We start from the raw sequence: 18780 nt of genomic DNA on the forward strand, positions 1-18780 counted from the left end.
TTACGACGCACACCTGCCCGGTGCGTCCTTGAGGCCCGCAGCGCTAAGCGAACCTCCACATAGTGGATCAAATCTGGGCAAAGAAGATATCCACGATGGACAGTCTACGTTCGACCTAGCGGACGCCCTCGCACAGGACAAACACCGATTGAGACTACCGAGTTCCCTGGTGCTCTTTGGGTGTCGACGTTTCCCATGCCAGACGTCACAACGAGAGGCGACGACGTCTCAGTGGAGCTGGATGAAGGTGCACAGATCGCGTGAGCGATGATGTCTCTGTGGCGCGAATTGAGTGGACGAGGCTTGACGGCAGCGACGTCGAGGCGGTTGTAGCAATGTTCGTCAACCGGGAGCACCCGAACTCCGTGCGCATCACACCTTCAAGGGGTGACGGCGGCGTCGATATCCTCGACCGCGGCGCCGGCCCGAACGGCACAGACGTGATCTATCAGGTCAAGCGATACACCGAGCCACTCGAGGCGAGAGAGAAGGCTGCTGTCGAAGGCTCTCTCATGAGACTCAAAGAGGACGCCCGTTGGGCAAGGCTCAATGTGCTCGAGTGGCACCTCGTCACCCCGTGGGATCCAACACCTGAGGCTGAGAACTGGCTGCACGACTTTGGCTCTGAACACGATCTTAGGGCGGTTTGGAATGGCCTGACACACGTCGAGCAACTCGCTTCCAAATATATGGACGTCGTGGACTACTACCTGCACGGTGGAAGCACCAAGATCCAGGATGCCTATAACGCCGTGGCGGCACTCTTTGGCGCGGAGCGCGTGGACGAAGGGCTGCGCATACCGGAGGTGACCAGAAAGCTCCGGCTAGCCCTGCCGACTCTGGATCAGGACCCGCACTACCGATACGAGCTCCGCTTCGGCGAAGGACAACTGCCGAAGCCGTCCCGGCCCGGACTAGTGTTGTCCTGGCTCACCGGGGAGGGCGACGGTGGACCCTGGACCATGGTCGATGTCATCGCGCGATGTGCAGCCTCCGTATATGAGAGGCCCATCACAATCAAAGGCAACATTCGCGTAGACCGCGGAAGCGACCTTGAAAGGTCCCTCCAAGACTTCCTGAGCTACGGAGGATCGTTCAGCGCCGAAGGTGCATTCCACGGAGAGGTCGACGCTCCCGGCGGGCTCGGCGGCCCGCTCGAAGGCGCAACGTTGACGGCGATGCCCGTAGCCGACAATCAGGGAGACAATCCTGAGCGCCTCCTAGAGATCCTCAACCCCGAGGGCACCGTTCTAGCAGCAGTCAACGCAAAACTTATCGACGTAACTCAGGGCAAGGACGGGATCAGAGTTTTGCACCAAGAGCAGTATGGCCTCTTCACGCTTGAGGATCGGCATAATGTGGTCGAGAAGACAATGACTCGCATCATGACCTTAGGCGATATTACCGGAGTGCCGGTTATCCCGGTCGAGCGAGCTCTAAACCTCGTCGTGCACTCCCATGCACCGAATGCCCTTCGCGTTTGCGCACGTCACATGCCACCAGAACACGGCGTGATAGACCACGCTATCGACTTTCCCTGGACTGCCGAAATGCGGTACTCATTGAGCGAAATCGTCAAGATAGTCAACGTACTGTCCCTCTTTCAACGGCACACCTCCACGGTCATAAAGATCCCGGCGCCCGGCGCGGTATCTCCGCAGCAGCAGGAACAGTGGCTCTTTGCGCAAGAACTGTTGCGAGATGGAGAGAGCACGGTTACCTATCCCGAAGGAAGGTGCCTTGTCGTCGATCTCGAAGCCGAAGCTCCGACCCCTGCGGGGACATTCGGCGTAATCGTACCCCTTACGGTGCAAGTCGGTGATCAGTCAGTCGACTTAGGTGTATGTGAGGCATGGCTGGACACCCCCAATCTCATCCAGCGGTCCGAGCGTAATGGACGCTCGTACCACGCGCTCACGACTCCTGATCGACGCGTGGTCTTCCGCCGTGGAGCACAGCAGGCTAACCCTTCCAAGTGAGGTCAGATGCGCGCAGCGAACTGCAAGGCACGCGAACTGGCGGAGCAATCGCTGGTTTGGTTGATGACGATGCGGTCGGGGATTGCTGACCGATGAGCGGCAACGACGTGCTGGGCGCCTTCACGCGTATCCGCGAGGCCGCCGAGCAGCACATGGACGAGCGGGAGCGCCGCAAGCTCGACTGGTCGGAGGAGACCGTAACCGAGGTGTGCAGCCACATGGGCTATCCCGAGGTTCGGGTCATCCCGTTCACACGCCGCCAGGAGGGCACCATCGGCGCAGACTACCTGTGGTGGTTCCTCGACCAAACCAGCAGCATCTGCTTCGGCATGCTCGTCCAGGCCAAGCGCCTCACTCGTCAGAATGGGCAGTGGAAGGTGGACATCCGCCACAAGATGGGCAAGCAGCTCGCCGACCTCGTCGCTACCGCCGATCAGCTCCACGTGCCGGCGATGTATGGGGTCTATACCGGCGGACAGGTGTTCCGCGCTGATCTAAATTGCTTTCACGACAAGGCGCCGGACTGCCTTGGCTGCCGCCGGATGGCCATCTCTGTGATCAGCGCCTATCAGCTTGACACAGTTATGTCTGCGGTGGACACCGCAGACATCGTGTTCAACGAATCGCTCCCACTGGAGGACCTGGTCGACCCGTCGTTGCCTGGCGGACTTGTGTGGGATGTGAATCTGAAGAAGATTCCGCCTGGTCAGCTGCGCGACTTCCTCCGTAAGGACCAGGACGGACCCCGCGAGATCGCCAAGCGGATCTTCAAGGCGGTCTGCGAGCACCGTATGGGCGCCTTCACGGCGGCCAGTGCCGAGCCGATCAGTGTCCCGGGCGCTCCGCTATTCCCCGAGGTGCCCGAGGACTCGGGCCACTTCCCAGGGCCGTACTACCGCCACTTCCTGCAGGGCCTCCGGGAGAGCACGCCAGCCTATGTCCGTCAGCTCCGGCACTCCCAGGAGCGCGACGAAGCGAGCGGCTACATCACGGCAGTGTATGGGCATGGGCCCCGGCCTCCGCGCCGGCCGGACGCACTCCGCGGCGTCGACATTGACGGCGTCGTACTGGTTGCCGTATAGCCGGATCGACTGGCGCGTTTGGTTCGTCGGTTTTCCAAAAAGCTACGTCCCCATGAATCGGCCAGGTCGGTTCGAGCTTGCCACGCAAGAGTGTCCGGCCCGAGATCATTTGGGCCGGACACTATTACAGCCATCGAAGGCGGCTACGCCGGCCGGCGACACCACTTAGCGATCGGCCAGCCGTCAACGTCACGTTCTTTGCTCAGAGATTCGATCGCATTCTGCACGTCGGCGATCTCGACATGTGCACGGCGGGCGATGTCCGCAGGCTCCATGCCGTGTTGGTAAGCGCGGTACATCGCCAGCCGCCGATCGCACTGGATCGAGTCGATGGCGTCGCTGAGCTCGAACAGCAGCCTGCTGTAGTGCTCGACCGGGTCGTCGGGCCGTTCCCGGCTGTCGGTTAACACGTTGGCGTCCTTCCTTCTTTGGCGGTGCGTCTGCGTCCTTCCCCGGCACCAGGGCGACGGAGCGTCGGTCATCGGGCTCGGGCTGCCGGCGAGTACTCCCTCGGCCCCGACTTGATCCATCTCGTGTCGAGCGGCGCCGGCTCGGCCGGCCGCCGGTTGTTCTTCCGTCCCATCTGCGTTGTCTCCTATGCGGGCGGGCGGGCGATCTCGCCCTGTCCGCTGCATGTACTGCAGTTTTCGGTGGTCATTGAGTCATAGTCGTTGTTGTCTCTTGGGACCTTCTTCAGCTTGGGCTGCAGGCCACTTCCTTTGCAGGTAGGGCACATGATCGTTCCGGGCTGCGACATCCGGATGTGCTTTCGCGCGCCCTAGACGAGCCATCCGCCCTTCAGTTCGGGGCAGTCGCCACCTGGGCATGGGTCGGTCGGCCAGAGCTGAGCGGGTGAATCGGCGGGCCAAGCCTGCGGCCGATCGGGCGCGACGATCAGCGTCCGACTGCCATCGGCATACACCGGCATGACGTTGGGGGTCGCGGCGAATACGGCAACTACGACGTAGATCAGTGCTTCGAAGCGCACGAGCAACTTGCCCCTCTGCATCCTGTTTCGGTTGAGGTGTAAGGCCTGCCGCCCCGGCGGCACCAGGGCGGCAGGTTTGGATGGACGTCTGTACGTCCACCCGATGACCTGCCTGGCCGCGCAGGCAATGGGAAGGCAGGCCGTGGGAGTCCGAGCACGAGTTCCTGCGTGTGCTCGGTATCCCGTGCCCTCAGCGGGCTTCGAACCCGCACCCAGCCGCAAGGCGGGCGCCTGTACCGGTTAGGCATCGGGGCAAGGTGCTGCCTGCGTGACGGACTTGCCTCCGGGAGCCCGAGGGAAATGGCGCTGTCACCGCGGCGGGCACGTGCCGCGATGGGTAGACACAGCCCAACGTCCGCGGGCTCCCAGAGGGCTTTACTGGTGCATCTACTTCGGACTGTGCCGTCGCGTGCACCAGCTGGCTATGGGACGCGGGATCCCTAGGGGACGCTGCCGTTGGCGCGCGGCCATCCATCGCCGCGCAGCAGCGCGTCCTTGATTCGCACGGCGTCAACCCTTCGCTTATGGCGGTTGGTCTAAGGGAGGTGGGCCGTCGCCACGACCGGCACGGGGGAACCAGTGCGCAGCGACGGCCCTGGTGACGCGTGCTCGTGGGGGAAGCGAGGCACGCGCCAGCATGTAGGGCTCGGAACCACTGCTGGAGCAGCAGCGTGGTTACGGTGTGGGCTGGTCCCGCGCCCCGGTCTTGCGGATGCTCGGCAGCTCACGCAGCCTGCGAGCGGCTTCGTCGGGGTCGCCCCCGCTCGACAGAGTCACCGCCCGGTTGTCGACGATCAGCCGAAAGTCCTGCCGGAAGGACTTGTCTGGGCGGCTCGTGCCGTTGCCACTGACGCTGTAGCCCCAGAGCGACACCACGGCGGCCTCGCCGCCAGGATCGTCAATCGTGAGTGCGGGCGCGGTCGGCGGGGGTGGCCACGTGAGGTTCGGCGGCAGCGGATGGTCGTCGATGACGGCACATCCAAGGTCGTCGAGATGCTTCGCCAGCAACTCCAGCCACGCACGCATTTCCTCACGTGTGTACGGCTCCGACTTCTGCGGTTCCATGCTGCTGGCTTTCTGTTCTCGATTGGGCGACGAGCTGGTAGACGACGGCGGCCGGGCGGGGGCGATCTCAACGAGAGGCGCTGGGTACGGAGTCTCTCGGAACGTCCGGCCGCCGTCGCCGGGGATGGCGCGCCGTGGATGGTGATGTACAACCCCGCCACCCGAGGGCCAGGGCATCGGCCTTCGCTCGGAAACTGGTCCAAGATGCTGGGTGGCGGGTGTCTGGGGGACGACTGCTTGTCACCTGTCGCGTAGTCCTCGGGGTGCAATTCGGCGTCTTGCTCGGCGAGTCTCCGAAGGCCTTCGGGCAACATCAGCACGGCGTCGGCCATCGCCTCCTCGAAGGAGCACGCTGAGCGGGGATCCCGTCGTCCGGTGGCTCCATGAACACGGTCGTCATCGGGCGATCACATCGGCCCAGTCGATCGGGTTACGCCGGTCTGCGCGTTCGTGGATCTGCTGACGCAACTCGAGGTCGATAGTTCGTTGAGGTCCGGCGGCACCATCGGCCGGCGACGCACGGAAGATGCCAAAAACCACAGTGACGGCGCTGATGACGACGGCCACGGCCGCAATCGCGATCGTCAACCGTCGGATCGACCGCCGCCTACGGGAGCCGCGATGCGAAGTGAGCGCATGTGTCACAGGAAGCTCCTCAGCGCTAGTGCCCACATCACCGCTGACGACGTTGCGTCGCTCCGGTCGCGGGCCACAGCCACGGGCTGGGTGTCAAAGCTGAAGTGGCCTGCGAGCGCCGACCGGACGGCTGGGTTGCGCCGCTGCCGGGCTGCGCGTTCGGCCTCGCGGCGACGTTGCTTGGTCCAGCGTTCGGCCCATGTCCGAGGCTCGCAGTCGCTGAAGCTCTCGCAGACCGCGCACTTCGTCACGCCGTCCGGCCGGTGCAACTGGAGGTACCGCACGGCGATTACGTCGAGCTCGCCCCGCGTGCGGGGCCAGTCTGGATAGCCGGGTACATGCTCCATCGCTGCCTCCTCTCCTCGCCGTCGACGAATCTCGGTTTCCACAGCTCGACCGCTGGGGCGACGGTGCTTGCCACCTGCATTGGGCATGCAGGTCACCCGCGCCATTCATCGGCGGACGTGCCGTCAGGACCGCAACTCTTCCGGTCCGAGGGGTGGCCCGGGAGGTTCCAGGGGAGGGGCCAATTAGGGGGCCGAATGAGGGGCCGAATGGCGAGGAGTAAGGATATGCTGTCAAGCGTTGACAGAACGTAGGACTTGTGGACGAGACGGGTTCAGGCGGATGGCAGGCGAGGAGCGTTTTGGGCCGATGCTGGCCCGGCTACGCCGTGCGGAAGGCCTGTCCCAGCGCAGGCTGGCCGAGCTGCTCGCAGAGGTTTCGGGCCGTCCCACGAACACCCGCAACGAGATCAGCCGCTGGGAGAACGAGAGAGACGGACGCCTCCCGTCAACCGAGTGGCTACGCCATCTCGCTGATGTGCTGCCCACCGACCTGCGATCGCTCGAACGGGCAGTCGCGGCCAGCCGGCGTACTCGGCGCGGAACCCCTGACCCGGAGCCAGAGCTCGCGAGCAACGACGAGATCACCGGAGCGCACGAGGAGGGCCAGCCGACTGGCGGCGGTCGTCCGGAGATGCTCTCCAGGCTCGCCGCCGGTCACTCGATCGGGCCGGGTACCGCCCGCATGTTCATGGAGCAGCTCGACGAGATCCGGACGTTGGACCGCAAGCTTGGTGCGCCCGCCACCCATGACCGGCTCCTCCAGCTCATCGAACCGATGCAGTCGCTTCTGTCGCACTCCATCTCGCCGACCGGCCGGGCTCCGCTAGCCCGCGCGCTCGCGGACGCAACCGCCCTCGCCGGCTGGCAGGCGCTCGACCTCGGCGACATTGAGCGAGCCTGGCAACTCCACGAGACCTCGAAGGCAGCGGCTCGTGAGGCCGACAGCATGGCATCGTTCGCACACTCAATGGCAGAGCAAGCCTGTGTACTGCTGGACCTTGGCTGCCAGGCAGACGCCGTTGAACTCGTACAGGCAGCCCGGCAGACCACTGCGGGCCGCATCCCGAAGATCCTCGACGCCTGGCTGCTAGCGACCGAAGCCGAGGCATGGGCAGCAGCCGGCAACGCCCACGAGGCTCGCCGAAGTATCGACCAGGCCGCGGAAGTGCTTCCGTCCGAACCGGACGAACACTTGCCGTACATCTTCCTTCAGCCTGCACATATGGCTCGGTGGCGCGGCAACGTTCTCGCCCGCATCGGCGACCACCAGGCGACCTCCGACCTCTTCCGTGCGCTCGACGGGATGGACACGACGTTCATCCGTGCGACGTCGGGCCTTGAGTGCGATATAGCGATATCCCTGCTCGCACAGGGCGAACGGGACGAAGCAAGACGGCATGCCGAGCGCGCTCAAGAACTTGCCAAGCAGACGGGGTCGGTGCGCCACCGTCAACGAGTTGAGCGTGTTGTGCGGGCTGCTTAGCTCCTGTCTCCCTTTACCAGGTGCCGAATGGCCGGAGCCTGTCCGGCGGATACCAGTGCACTCGGGTGTCGCCATCGATGACGGCGAGGCCCTGCCAAGTCTCGTGATCGGGCAGCAGCGCCCAGGCCGTGAGGTGCCCCGGAAGCCACCCACGTCAATCCAGATCTCGACCGGCCTGGGCGGTCGGGCCTTCAACTGCCCTTTGTTACTCCACTCAACTTCCCTGGTGGCTGACTCCACCCATAGATCCTCGCGCGCGAACCCTTCCATCAGGGTGTCGAAGACGCCGTGCCCCCGGCGTGTAGGGCGCACTTCGAAGCGCTCCTACTTCTCGTATCGACCCACGCCGGTCCTCCAGTAGCGCGACGGGCTCGAACATGTGTGCGATACTATCACACAAGATGCACTTGGCGTTGGGCGTAGGCCGAACGGTGCCATGAACCACAGGCGCTCGACCAGCAAGAACGGCTACTACAGAGTCGAGCTGATCGTCCTCGACGGGCGATCGATGCCTGAGAGTAATCAGCTAGTACGGTTTCAGCGAGGGTTTCTTTCCGACGCAGGCAGCCATGCAGGCCAAGCTTGTGTACCGAATGGCGGTCGAGCTGGTCAGGTGTCTTCGCGCCCCTCCGGCTTCAGTCTCGACATCACCAGCAGCAGGCCGACGAGGGACCCGGAGCCTAGGACCTCGCCACGGGCGATCAGCGCCGGCACATCGGCCATAGGTATCCACGACACGACGCCGGCCTCCTCAGCGTCGGTCGGCTCGCCGATCTTGTCGGCTCCGTGCGCCAGGAACAGCTCATGCGGAGTGTCCACCATGCCGGGCATCGGCTGAAACTCCAGCAGCTTCCGCAGCGGCGCGTGCGGCCTCCAGCCGGTCTCCTCCTCCACCTCCCGTGCCGCAGTGGTCGCCGAGTCCTCCTCGCCGTCCACGATGCCGCCAGGCAGTTCCCAACCCCACTCATCCGTCGCGAACCGATGCCGCCACAACATCAGCACGCGGTCAGCGTCGTCTAGCACGACTGCGATCGCAACCCGGTTGAGCCTCACGACATGATGCCACCACCGCTCCCCGCTCGGTGGCTCGATGTCGACCAGGACAAGGCGTACCCATCGATGCTCATAGAGAGTCCGCTCCGCGTACACCTTCCACCGCATCCGCTCAAGTTCCTCGGGTTTGGGCATGGTCTGACTGTACGGAGCGGCGTCACACTCTCACGCGGGACCTTCACCGCCTGCATCTAGCGAGGCGCCTGACACGGACCCGGTGTAACTAAGCTGTCCTTCCTCCGACTTACGAGAACGGCCTGTCTGTGCCCTCAGCCGGGATGGATCCATCGCAGCCATGGCGGCGCGACTCGACCTCAGTCGTGCCAAGGACATCAAGAACCGCAACTTGGAGTCAGTTCGGGTGAAGAACATCGCAACGCGGATTGCGTCATCCGTCATGCTACGACCTGCCTACTGGAAAGCCAGAGGACGGCTACAGCAGTCGCGAGCCAACTTCGGATGGCGAAGGCTCCAAATCAGCGAACGCATTCGCGAGAGCTTGGCCTCAGGGAAAGCCACCCTCAACCTAGCAGTGCAGACCGCCAAGAGCCTCGTCATCGCATTGCTCATCGTGGCTGCCGGCCAGTATGTTCCAGCAATCGCAGCGAGCGTCGCAGAGAGCCGAATATCCCAGAACACTACGGCACTCAGAGATCTTCTCCGTCATGTAGCCAGCCTCGGCGCCCACCCACCAAGCGAGTCCTACAGCCAAGTTCTTACTACAGGTGTCGGCGTGGCCGGCACATTGCTCGCACTCTACTTCGCGACAGTAGGCATCGTTGTAACCACAACGTACCTGAGCGCCACCCCCCAGCTTCGACGGCTCCTGCTTACTCTTCCGGCTGGGCGGTCATACACCACGGTCAATCTATACGCGCTGCTCGTAGGACTTATCCTCCTCTCACTTCCTGTTATCAAAGCATCGCCGACGACCCTATCCTTGGCACTTAGCCTCGCCGCAAATCTCCTCCTTATCGTTGGACTCGCCAGGCGTGGGGCGGAGCTACTCGACTTTCTTGAACCTACGCTCCTCCTAAGGCGGATCATCAAGGAAATGCGGCGCTGCATCAGAAATGCAGACAAATCTAGGAGCGGAAACCCGCGCAATACCAGAGCCCTCCAATCCCGAGCAGAAGCCATCCGCCTCATGGATGCCGTTGATGCGATATTCAATCTTCTCTCGGAACGCACGCCAATATCAGATGCATCCGGGAATCCATCTGTGCCCCTCGACCGCCGCTTATATGACGCCTCGATGTTCATAGCAACGGCATGGAGGATGTACGCAAATGTAAAGCCCTTGCTGCCTCTGGAAAGTGGATGGTATCCCAGCCGTGTCAAGCACGGTGACACGCTGATTGCGCCTTACACCACGGTCGCAGTCGCCATCGCGACCAGGACACCGCTGCAAGCACCATCAGAGCCTGATCGGCTCTGGCTCGAACGCCGCCTCGCCGGCACTTTAGCACGCCTCCTCAGTCGTCGATCGCTACCCGAATCGTCGACGCTCGCCGCCAGCCTTCCGGACCTCACACGATTTCTCACTGGCCGCGGCATGTTCCAGGAATCCGCGCTCTGGACTGACTGTCTAGCGTCAGTCAACGTCACACCCGAGGAGACGGCCGCCGCCGACTACGACGCATATCGATACAACCTCGCAGATACCATTGGACTGGCCCAGGTAAACGCCGTACTTGGCCTTGGCGACTATGCCCGATCTCTACAGGATGACTTCCTCGCTTGGACGTTGGAGGAAGGTCGCGGCAGAGATCGCAGAGAGCTGGGCCCCTTACCCCGTGCCCTGGTTTCAAACCTGAGACGAGCGCTTGATATCGAGCGCCACGCTGAAGGTCGTGTGATCACGCCAGACTACGCAGTCCGGCAATTGGTCAGCCGTGCAGTTGCCATCGAAATGATGGATGAGCTCACGTCACTGGTCCACTCACTTGAGACCCGCTATGTCAACTGGGCTAACGCTGCCGCCGCGCCACCGACCAATGTCGCAGCTGGGCCGGTCTGGGGTCGCATGGACGAAGCCATTCACAAACTAAGGGTCAATCTTCCGGCGGTTGAGGAAGTTCTGGAACTCTGCAGGGCTTGCAAGAAAGATGTTGATGACCAGTGGCCCGACACCGATCTTGGCGAGATTCGGCCAAGACTGGCGGCCCTAGAAGCGGTTTCCGCACGCAATATTGCACATCTAGCTGGAGCAATCAGTACAACATCGTATGCTCCTGACCAACCCGATACGTTCGGATGGGCCTACTTCCGCACCCTCGATAGCGTACTTGACGCCCTCTTGTCGGGTCGACCAGAGATCCTCCGGCCCATGGTCACCAGCCTATTCACTGCCACAGATACCGCACGGGAGCGACTTGCCGCAACGGTGGTACGAGAACACGATCGAGTGAAGGCAGCATACATATGTGAGCCCATTGTAGCTCTGTGCCAGCTCTCGGGCATTGCACTCCTACTTTCGCACCTGAATGAGGATTCGGCATTCTTCTCTCCATTCAAGGATAATTGGGACCGGGTCTTGGCAGACAATTCAGTCGCCAAGGTCAACTTCGCAATCGCGTCGATAGTCGCATTCGATGGATTCATCGCCCTGTGGAATGGCAACATGCGAACCGCAGACAGAGAGCAAGCCGTACAGAGATATCTGGCCAAACGCGAATTGAATATCGACTCAGTCGGCGACCTGAACGAAGAAGCCCATCCGTCATGGCTTCTGGATTTGCTCAGCCGAGCGCAGTATTACGGCTTCGAGTCGATCTTCGTTGCGCTACATCTCCTCCCGTGCGTCGCTGGGCAGGACGGAATTATCGATCTCCCGAGAAAGATTCATGAGCTCAAGAGGTATCGAATACCGACGGAGGACCAGAAATGAGACACCTCGAGGTAGCACATCGGCGTGCATCAAGATCGGATCGCCCACTGACCACGCCAAGCGAACGCCGGGCGGTAGTATCGCCTCCCCGCCTTGGCTTCTATACAAACATGCTGGTTGACGATCTCGATGTTTATGGGCACGACGACAACTGGTCCGTTCAATTGCGTCCGTTAACCTCAGAGGCTACCGTAAGGCCGGAGGACAAACTTGGGGTACTCTTGCAGGAGTTCTCCGACTACACTGAGACACTGTCGCGGGCGCTACACAACTATATTTGCCACGTTCTTCAGGAGCTTCTATTCCACGATCGTGCGCTCTTTGAGCTATTCAGACCGTCGTCTCCGAATGAAGAATGGGAAGTAGGTCCGACCATTGGACGCATACCCGGATGGTCGGTCCGGCGCAGGCCGTGGGGCATCTTCCAGCTCGCCAAACACAGCGATCACGGCCCTAGCTGGACATATCTCCCTCGCCACCACCTGCTATCGGTTACGGTCAATCGTAGGACACTTCGGTTATGGCATGCGGCAGTCAGACATCTTCAGATACGGGACAGGCAGTACCTCAAGGAGCACGACCTCGCCGCAGCAGTGAGCCGCGTGCCGGGATATGACTTCAAGCTCCATCAGCAGCGGCTCAATGTCGAGTCAATCCGAGCTACGCGATCGATCGGCTGGGATGGCCGGACCCTCTTCACGAGCGAGCTAACGGTGCCCTTTCGCACCTATCGCCAACTTCGATTCCGCTGGATATGGGCAACCGTTGCAGAAGCGGCAGTTAGCTCACTTAATACCGTAACGGCTTCACCGGCTGTCTTCGACTCAGATCGGTTTGAAGTGTCGACGCCTGGACTACCTACGGCGGCCGAAACGGAGGAGGTTATCCGGCGTCTTCTCCGTGGCGACCTGACGAACGATGCGGCTTTCGATTGGGTCATGGGCCGCCGATCATGAAACTGCACTGGGCCGGCCGTCTCACATGCTGTGGCGCCACTCGTCCGGCTACGTCGACCTGACCCAGTCCGCAAACGGCCGACACACGGTCGCATGTGAGGTGGACGAAAGATCAAGCCCGACAAGCTTGTATGTGTAACCTGATCCGCCAAAGGGATGGTGGTGGATCAGGTCACAAATCAGATCTTCCGTTGATGCGAGCTCGCCCGCCTGCTCCAGCAGGGTCTGTCCCCTTTGACCGGCTGGCGAAATTCCTCGGAAGGGATTGGCAACAACAACGCCAGTTACCCACTCGGCGTGTGGCGTGCGATCGTCAGGATCTCGTGACACAAGGTAGGCGACAGGTTGAATATCAATTGTTGTCGGGCTCATAAGATGACGGCGGATTGACTTTTCGGCCCGTGGACGAAAGTAGAGACCGTCATGGGCTCCGAGGGTGCGGCATAGTTGTAACAGTGGTTCGGTATCTAGCGGTATGCCCTGCAGTTGGAACGAGACGCCTGTCATCGTCGTTCGACGAACTTCATGTGCGGCAACATTTGCGGTGACTGTGTAGAAGCCGCCATCGCATCTGTCCACATAGCACACTTCCTCGCTGTGGTGAGCACTAGCGGAGGACGCCCGGGATTTCCAGAGCTTGAGTTCTTCAACGAACGCAGAGAAACCCAAACCATGCCACGTCCTAGCAGCCTGACGAACACTCCATCGTCCTTCTGAGCTAATCCAGCCGAGGTCTGCCAGCGTGCTAAGTAGGCCATGCAACCCTTCCTGATCAAATACCGGTGGTTCCACATCCAGAGTGACTCCGTGGCCTACCGCAGGCACCCAATCGATATCGGGAAGTCTATGAGCAAAAACCGTCTGTCCGTACTCTCCTCCAAATTCGATGACGTGACTTCGGTTGCCGTCCGTCGTGAGGTAGTAACTTTCATTGTGGGGCAGCCCTGACTTACTGAAGTTCGAAGCACGCTGAACAGGCTCGTCAAGGATGACCCTGCCGTCTACAAGCAGCGCCTGCTTCTTCTGCCAAAGCATCCCGGACAACGTCCGCAAGCCGCTTACAACTGTCTGCAGCTCATCTCCAGAAACGAGTAGAACTGGCTGATCCCTGTGCGATTCTACATCGGCCAGCACAGTTTGACTGAAGCCTCGGAAGCTGATTAAGAGTCCGACCACCCCTCCACTGGTTCGTCGTAACCGCGACCGTAGGCTGTCTATGTCATTGATGTTTGCCTTGTCGCTTCGCCACTTGCATTCGATCAGATATGCTTCGGTTCCCCTTATAGCCAAGACGTCGGTCTGCCTGGGCCGTGCTGTACCAGGATTCTTTATTACATTGAAGTGATATTGGCGAAATAGCTCTGCGGTGAGGGACTCCAACTCCAGTCCCCTCTTCGTGGCGCGCTCAATCTGGCTAATAGCATCCAACTGTTCCCGCAGCGACCGGTCTGTCATGGAGTTGTCATCGCCCATCTTCTACTGGAACTGCTGTGTTGATACGCGCCGCGTTGTCGGGCATTGGACGGCTACGGCTCAAGCGCGGCCCAAGAGTCGCCGATGATTTGGGGGACGGTGGAGTTCGGGGAGGTCCAGCCGAGGTCTGTGCGGATGCGGATGCTGTCGGCGATCAGGGTGTGGGGTTCGGGCTTGGGTGGCTGGTGCTGGACCGGGACATCGCGGCCAGTGCGTTCGGTGACCGTTTTGATCAGGTCGGCCATGGTGATGCCGGTGCCGCTGCCGACGTTGTAGAGGCGGCTCTCGCCGGGCTTGGTGGCCTCTAGAGCGAGGCGGTAGGCCTCGGCGACGTCGAGGACGTGGGTGAACTCGCGGACGGCGGAACCGTCGCCGTTGATGGCGACGTGCAGGGCCTGGCCTGCGGCGACGCGGAGGGCTTTGGGGAGGATGCGGGTGTCGTCGGGGTCGCCGATGCCGTCGCAGGCGCCGGCGATGGCGAAGGCGCGGAGGATGGTCGTGCCGATGGCGCCGGTCTGGGCTTGGTAGGTCAGGAGCTGTTCGGCGGCGTACTTGGTGGCCGCATAGGGGGTGTCGGGGCGAGCCGGGTCGTCTTCGCTCAGCTTGCCCTCGGCACCGCTGCCGTAGACGGAGCCGGTTGAGCCGAAGACCACCGTGGTTGGCTTGTTCAGGGAGCTGAGGCCGTCGAGGAGGCTGATGGTGCCGCCGACGTTGACGTCAAAGTACTCAAGTGGCTGCTCGAACGACGTCCGGACCTGGGCCAAAGCGGCGAGATGGCACACGCTGTCGGGGCGGAACGACACCAGCGCGTCGCGCATGCCGGTCCGGTCTCGGATGTCGGAGATCTCCAGAACGGTCACGTCATCGGGGCGAGGGCGGCTCTTGCCGCTGTGGGTCAGGACCGCTACGTCATGGCCGGCGGCGACCAGGTTTCGGGTCACCGCATGGCCGACGAAGCCGAAGCCGCCTGTCACGACAACTCGCATGGCACCACCTTCATGTCGCGTGCGAAGCGTCCTACGTTAGCTCCCAGTCGACGGTCGGTACGGCGACGCGGGGGCCATTGAGCTCGGCGAGGCGACGCAGGCCCTGCATGAAGGCGAACAGGCCTTCACTGGTCCAAGCCGGATCGTCGAGCAACTCGGCGAGCAGGCCGCGGTCCAGGCTGGAGTATCGCCGCAGGCTCGCGGCCTCCCAGTTCGCCTGGATCTGGCCACCGAAGCGAGCCCAGAACTCCTCGTCCTCGATCACGATCAGGCTGGCGAACTCGAAGTTGCCGCTGACCAGGTTCAGCCCGAAGCCCGTGCACTCCATCCGCAGCCGTCCCGGCGTCTCAAGCAGCCAGCTCATCGGCTCCGACAGCCGGCTCGGGTGCATCGGGTCGGCACTGCGCTGCTCGGACATCGTGTTGTCGATCTCGTCCTGGCGCCCGAACAGCTCCTCCTCCATCTCACGCCGGAGCGTGGCTCCGATCTGCGTGTCGCCGCTGATGTCGGTGAGCGGCTGATGGAACGCCTTCGGGATCACCGCGAGCCTGCCCGCCGCGTTGACCACACTGCTGGAGCGTTCCTGGACGAGCAGCAGATAGTCGGGGTTCGGATGGGTGAACGTCGCCGGGCGAGCGATGGCGCACAGGGCAAGCGCGCCACCACAGCACAGCCTGCCGGGCAGGTCGAGAACGCTCGCGAGGTCGGGTAGCAAGCTATCCCGCAGTGGGAGGGAGCCGGGCCGAGGTTCGACGCCTGCCGCGAGGGCGTCGAGCAGCTCGCCTTCGAGAGGATCAATCGTGAGGGCGTATTGGACGAAGCGAGACATGCCCACGTCGCCGGCAATGTCGCCACTGCGGATGTCGGCGGTCAGCAGTCGGTACAGCGGCATATCGACGAGTCTCGTCCCCAGGGCGAGTGTCTCGGCGAGGCGCTCCGCGGCTTGGGCCGCACTCCCCTCGTCCAGCGACGGTCCTTCGTACGGAATCGCGCTCGTCAACCTGAGGCGATCGTGCGCTGGAATCAGCGGCGCGCCGACATCCAGCCAGCTATCGGACGTGAGGATGCTGGTCTCGGTTCGCCCGCCGTCGAACCGTCCGGCGTACCTGCCGAATCCCGCGACTGCGTCGCCGTAGTACTGGCCGAGCGCCCTAACGGCGTCCTCGCGGCGGACTCGCGTCCTGCGCACTCTGCGGTTGTGCAGCTCGCTCGCATCTTGGCTGGTCAGTAGTGCGACGACCTTCCGCCGGCTCCCTCCCGGCTCCCATCCGGCGTGTTCGTCGAGCCAGTCAAGCGCCTTGCCGATGTTCCGATCTTCGTCGAGCCGTCGCTCCACCTCGGCCGATGACTCAAGATCCGGCGCACCGACGAGTTCAGCGAAGCGCGCCTTGATCTGTGGCGGGGCTTGCTCATACACGGTGTCGAGAAGCTGTTGCATCTCGGACCGGGGCACGAGTTCGGGCTTCTGGTGCCATCCAGCGACGGTCCGAAGGGCGATTCCGAGGCGCTCCGCGAAGGCGTCATGGCTGTCCCGTAGAGCCTCCTGGAGCGCACACGCGGTATGCCCGGTCCAGCGGGAACTCACTAGGTTCATCGGGCCGCGCGAAAAACCGAATGATGCATTGAACGTGCATTGGAGCTGCATTCCTCATGCATGGGTCGCCCGCCCGATCCAGCCTTGAATTCTAGGCATGAGCAAAGCATCAGAGTTTCCCCCTCTTGACGTATTCGACCACCGTTGCGAGATCGGCCTTTACGTCGTCCAGCCGTTCGGTGATTTCCGTCATGCGCGATTCGAGCGCATCGAGGCGGGAGTGCAGGCTCGGCTGACCGGTGGCAGCCAAGGGCTCGTCGGGGTCAGGCGGCTGGCGGCGGTTCAACACGGCGTGCAGGTAGCCCGGGTGCCAGCCGAGCGCCGTGGACAGAGCCTCCAACGTTCGGGCGCTGCGTCGGCGCTCGACGGTGTGGTTCTGGAGTTCGCGGACGGTGGCTTGCGAGACATGCGACCGCTGCGCAAGCTCCCGTTGGCGCCAGCCGAGCTCCTCAACGCGATCGTTGATGGCTCTGGCGACCGCCTTCCAATCCTCCGCCACGCCACAGAGATTAGCGGCTCTGGCATTTCGAATCGCGCCCCTCGGCGGCGCTATCTGCGCCACTTTCAAGGCAGAGCTGAAATCAACGAAATAGAGCTGAAATCAGCTATTCATTGGTCCATATTCGGCCATTTCTCGGGCGCTTTCGCTCACGAATCAGCGGCGCTGTCACGGATCGAGTCCGGCGTGTCGCGCAACGCCTCGCGAAGGGAGTCACGATGAAGACCAGGTTCACCTACGAGATCGCCACCAGCGAGGGCGACGGCCGCTGGACGACCGAGGTCGGGCGCACGCAGACGTTCGTCCGCCAGCCTCGCGAGATCGCACGCAGCCTGCTCGAACTCTGGATCCTCGAACACCGCGGCGACGTACCCGGCGGCGCCCGAGTCATGGTCTACGGCGGGCTCACCCGCGTCCGACCTCCCGTCGCGTACGTCCGGGTCCGGATCTACGAGGACGACGCCACCGACGCGCGACCGGTCGCGGTCGCCTACCTCGGAGAACGCGCCAGCGACTACCCCGACAACCGCATCGGGCTCGTACGGAGCTGGCGACTGGCGCGGGAATACCGACGCCACCTGGCCCGCCGGCACGACCACGACACCCGCCAGAACGGGGGTGAGGTCGCATGAGCCTGGCCATCTCAGTGCCGTTCGTCATCGCGCTCGGCGCCCTGATCTTCATCCTGCACAAGTTCGCCGGCCTGAAGTGGTGGCACGCCGCCGTCTGCGCGCTGTTCGGGTTCTACGTCGCCACGACCGCGTTCGCGCCCACCGTCACGAACCTCGTCAGCGGCCTCGTCCGCCTTCTGTCCGGGAGCTGAAGATGACTGACGAAACCGAAGACCTCCGGACGGTACTCGCACGCACCCGAGCGGCATACGCGAACCTGCTCGCCGCTGCCCGAGCGGCCCTCTCCGCCGAGGACGAAGGCGAACCGGACCCGCTGTACTACCTCCGCGACGAGCTGGACCCGTGGGGGCTGCGATGACTGAGCAACCCACCTCCACACCGAACCCCGAGACATCACCTGAGGCTGATGCGCCTCCCAACGCGGAGACGCAGCCAAGCACGGACTCGCCCCGGCCTGGCTTGCAAGGCGTGGTCATCGCCGTGGTGGTCGTGTCCGCGGTCTTCGTCGTCGCCGTGTTCGCGCGGTCTGGCTGGCCGGGACTGCTGATCGGCGTGCTCACGGCGATCCTCTTCGTGGTGCTGTTCATCGCCAGCCGGCGGAAGCGCCACCGGCAACGGTGGACGTTGCCGAGGCAGCGGCGCGCACGACCGGCCGGAAGCCGAGGACTCCGTTCCGGCAACCCCGGCAAGGCGATCACGGGTCGTCGGCATAGTGGCGGCCCTCGCGGAGGCGAGAGCAAGCGGCGAGGCTTGGCGGGGCGGCTCGGACAGTTGGGACGCTCCGGCCGGAAGAGCAACGAAGCGCGGCGGACAAGAGGGCTCGGTCGGAGGCAGCCCAACGGGCGCGGCGCTGTCGAGCCCCGGTCCGTCAAGCGTGCGTTGGGCTCGGCCGGGAGACGTCTGCGCGAGCGACTGACCGGCAAGCGAACCCAACGCCACCCGAAGCCATCCGCTGGCAACAGCGCGACGACGAGGCCGACCAAGCCCGCCGCTCGCCCGGGCGCACGTCCCAGCCGAAGAGCTGGCGTCCAGGGCCGTCCGTCCGGCGGCGCGGGCGCCAACCGACGAACGCACCCGTTCCGATCGTCGTCGTTCCGGGGCGGCGCGGCACGTCACG

At 63.1% G+C, this 18780-nt stretch carries 17 protein-coding genes; 7 read left to right on the forward strand and 10 right to left on the reverse strand.

Annotation, left to right across the window (positions count from 1 at the left end; all coding sequences use genetic code 11):
* The first annotated feature begins 260 nt into the window (after nt 1-260).
* Together ACYVF6_RS35900 and ACYVF6_RS35905 are read left to right on the forward strand one after the other, a co-directional pair.
* A complete protein-coding gene (locus tag ACYVF6_RS35900) occupies nt 261-1979 on the forward strand; it encodes a restriction endonuclease (protein ID WP_460528048.1) in 1719 nt (572 codons plus the stop codon).
* A gap of 92 nt (nt 1980-2071) precedes the next feature.
* The gene (locus ACYVF6_RS35905) at nt 2072-3061 is read left to right on the forward strand and encodes a DUF6615 family protein (RefSeq protein WP_460528050.1); all 990 of its coding nucleotides are present in this window, start codon (nt 2072-2074) and stop codon (nt 3059-3061) included.
* A gap of 143 nt (nt 3062-3204) precedes the next feature.
* Here the strand turns inward: ACYVF6_RS35905 and ACYVF6_RS35910 are convergent, their stop codons facing one another.
* From ACYVF6_RS35910 to ACYVF6_RS35930, 5 genes are all read right to left on the reverse strand, one after another.
* Nucleotides 3205-3471, reverse strand: coding sequence for a hypothetical protein (locus tag ACYVF6_RS35910; protein WP_460528052.1), 267 nt, complete (start codon nt 3469-3471; stop codon nt 3205-3207).
* A gap of 368 nt (nt 3472-3839) precedes the next feature.
* Nucleotides 3840-4070 (reverse strand): hypothetical protein, encoded by a 231-nt coding sequence (locus ACYVF6_RS35915; protein WP_460528054.1) that lies wholly within the window; start codon nt 4068-4070, stop codon nt 3840-3842.
* 654 nt (nt 4071-4724) lie between these two features.
* The gene (locus tag ACYVF6_RS35920; RefSeq protein WP_460528056.1) at nt 4725-5114 is read right to left on the reverse strand and encodes a hypothetical protein; all 390 of its coding nucleotides are present in this window, start codon (nt 5112-5114) and stop codon (nt 4725-4727) included.
* A 396-nt stretch (nt 5115-5510) separates the two neighbouring features.
* Nucleotides 5511-5702, reverse strand: a complete 192-nt coding sequence (locus ACYVF6_RS35925; protein WP_460528058.1) for a hypothetical protein — start codon at nt 5700-5702, stop codon at nt 5511-5513.
* A 53-nt stretch (nt 5703-5755) separates the two neighbouring features.
* Entirely contained in the window at nt 5756-6097 is a 342-nt protein-coding gene (locus ACYVF6_RS35930; RefSeq protein WP_460528060.1) for a hypothetical protein, read from the reverse strand.
* A gap of 280 nt (nt 6098-6377) precedes the next feature.
* Here ACYVF6_RS35930 and ACYVF6_RS35935 point away from each other — a divergent pair, with 280 nt between their 5' ends.
* Nucleotides 6378-7580 (forward strand): helix-turn-helix domain-containing protein, encoded by a 1203-nt coding sequence (locus ACYVF6_RS35935; protein ID WP_460528062.1) that lies wholly within the window; start codon nt 6378-6380, stop codon nt 7578-7580.
* Nucleotides 7581-8189: 609 nt separating this feature from the next.
* Here ACYVF6_RS35935 and ACYVF6_RS35940 read toward each other — a convergent pair.
* Nucleotides 8190-8768 carry an NUDIX hydrolase gene (locus tag ACYVF6_RS35940; protein ID WP_460528064.1) on the reverse strand — a complete coding sequence of 193 codons (579 nt, stop codon included), beginning with the start codon at nt 8766-8768 and terminating at the stop codon, nt 8190-8192.
* A gap of 160 nt (nt 8769-8928) precedes the next feature.
* Here ACYVF6_RS35940 and ACYVF6_RS35945 point away from each other — a divergent pair, with 160 nt between their 5' ends.
* Nucleotides 8929-11523, forward strand: coding sequence for a hypothetical protein (locus tag ACYVF6_RS35945; protein WP_460528066.1), 2595 nt, complete (start codon nt 8929-8931; stop codon nt 11521-11523).
* Between the two features lie 1004 nt (nt 11524-12527).
* On the opposite strand, the gene ACYVF6_RS35950 is transcribed toward ACYVF6_RS35945, so the two are convergent.
* The 4 genes from ACYVF6_RS35950 to ACYVF6_RS35965 all read right to left on the reverse strand — a co-directional run bounded on the left by ACYVF6_RS35950 (nt 12528) and on the right by ACYVF6_RS35965 (nt 17031).
* Nucleotides 12528-13952: a restriction endonuclease gene (locus tag ACYVF6_RS35950; RefSeq protein ID WP_460528068.1), complete on the reverse strand. Its 1425-nt coding sequence runs from the start codon at nt 13950-13952 to the stop codon at nt 12528-12530.
* 53 nt (nt 13953-14005) lie between these two features.
* Nucleotides 14006-14938, reverse strand: a complete 933-nt coding sequence (locus ACYVF6_RS35955) for an NAD-dependent epimerase/dehydratase family protein (RefSeq protein ID WP_460528070.1) — start codon at nt 14936-14938, stop codon at nt 14006-14008.
* A 31-nt stretch (nt 14939-14969) separates the two neighbouring features.
* The gene (locus ACYVF6_RS35960) at nt 14970-16274 is read right to left on the reverse strand and encodes a hypothetical protein (protein ID WP_460528072.1); all 1305 of its coding nucleotides are present in this window, start codon (nt 16272-16274) and stop codon (nt 14970-14972) included.
* Nucleotides 16275-16641: 367 nt separating this feature from the next.
* Nucleotides 16642-17031: a helix-turn-helix domain-containing protein gene (locus tag ACYVF6_RS35965; protein WP_460528076.1), complete on the reverse strand. Its 390-nt coding sequence runs from the start codon at nt 17029-17031 to the stop codon at nt 16642-16644.
* 218 nt (nt 17032-17249) lie between these two features.
* On the opposite strand from ACYVF6_RS35965, the gene ACYVF6_RS35970 reads away from it, so the two are divergent.
* The 3 genes from ACYVF6_RS35970 to ACYVF6_RS35980 are packed head-to-tail and all read left to right on the forward strand — an operon-like array spanning nt 17250 to nt 18021.
* On the forward strand, nt 17250-17663 hold the full coding sequence (locus ACYVF6_RS35970; RefSeq protein ID WP_460528078.1) for a hypothetical protein: 414 nt from the start codon (nt 17250-17252) through the stop codon (nt 17661-17663).
* Nucleotides 17660-17854 (forward strand): hypothetical protein, encoded by a 195-nt coding sequence (locus ACYVF6_RS35975; protein WP_460528080.1) that lies wholly within the window; start codon nt 17660-17662, stop codon nt 17852-17854. The genes ACYVF6_RS35970 and ACYVF6_RS35975 overlap by 4 nt, the downstream gene beginning before the upstream one ends.
* Before the next feature lie 2 nt (nt 17855-17856).
* The gene (locus tag ACYVF6_RS35980) at nt 17857-18021 is read left to right on the forward strand and encodes a hypothetical protein (RefSeq protein WP_460528082.1); all 165 of its coding nucleotides are present in this window, start codon (nt 17857-17859) and stop codon (nt 18019-18021) included.
* The last annotated feature ends 759 nt before the right edge of the window (nt 18022-18780 follow it).

The organism is Flindersiella endophytica, assembly GCF_054779015.1.

Coding starts and splice junctions, on each gene's coding strand:
- ACYVF6_RS35920 (WP_460528056.1), bottom strand. CDS start 5,114: ATGGAACCGCAGAAGTCGGAGCCGTACACACGTGAGGAAATGCGTGCG.
- ACYVF6_RS35975 (WP_460528080.1), top strand. CDS start 17,660: ATGAGCCTGGCCATCTCAGTGCCGTTCGTCATCGCGCTCGGCGCCCTG.
- ACYVF6_RS35915 (WP_460528054.1), bottom strand. CDS start 4,070: ATGCAGAGGGGCAAGTTGCTCGTGCGCTTCGAAGCACTGATCTACGTC.
- ACYVF6_RS35955 (WP_460528070.1), bottom strand. CDS start 14,938: ATGCGAGTTGTCGTGACAGGCGGCTTCGGCTTCGTCGGCCATGCGGTG.
- ACYVF6_RS35970 (WP_460528078.1), top strand. CDS start 17,250: ATGAAGACCAGGTTCACCTACGAGATCGCCACCAGCGAGGGCGACGGC.
- ACYVF6_RS35940 (WP_460528064.1), bottom strand. CDS start 8,768: ATGCCCAAACCCGAGGAACTTGAGCGGATGCGGTGGAAGGTGTACGCG.
- ACYVF6_RS35950 (WP_460528068.1), bottom strand. CDS start 13,952: ATGGGCGATGACAACTCCATGACAGACCGGTCGCTGCGGGAACAGTTG.
- ACYVF6_RS35905 (WP_460528050.1), top strand. CDS start 2,072: ATGAGCGGCAACGACGTGCTGGGCGCCTTCACGCGTATCCGCGAGGCC.
- ACYVF6_RS35930 (WP_460528060.1), bottom strand. CDS start 6,097: ATGGAGCATGTACCCGGCTATCCAGACTGGCCCCGCACGCGGGGCGAG.
- ACYVF6_RS35980 (WP_460528082.1), top strand. CDS start 17,857: ATGACTGACGAAACCGAAGACCTCCGGACGGTACTCGCACGCACCCGA.
- ACYVF6_RS35935 (WP_460528062.1), top strand. CDS start 6,378: ATGGCAGGCGAGGAGCGTTTTGGGCCGATGCTGGCCCGGCTACGCCGT.
- ACYVF6_RS35945 (WP_460528066.1), top strand. CDS start 8,929: ATGGCGGCGCGACTCGACCTCAGTCGTGCCAAGGACATCAAGAACCGC.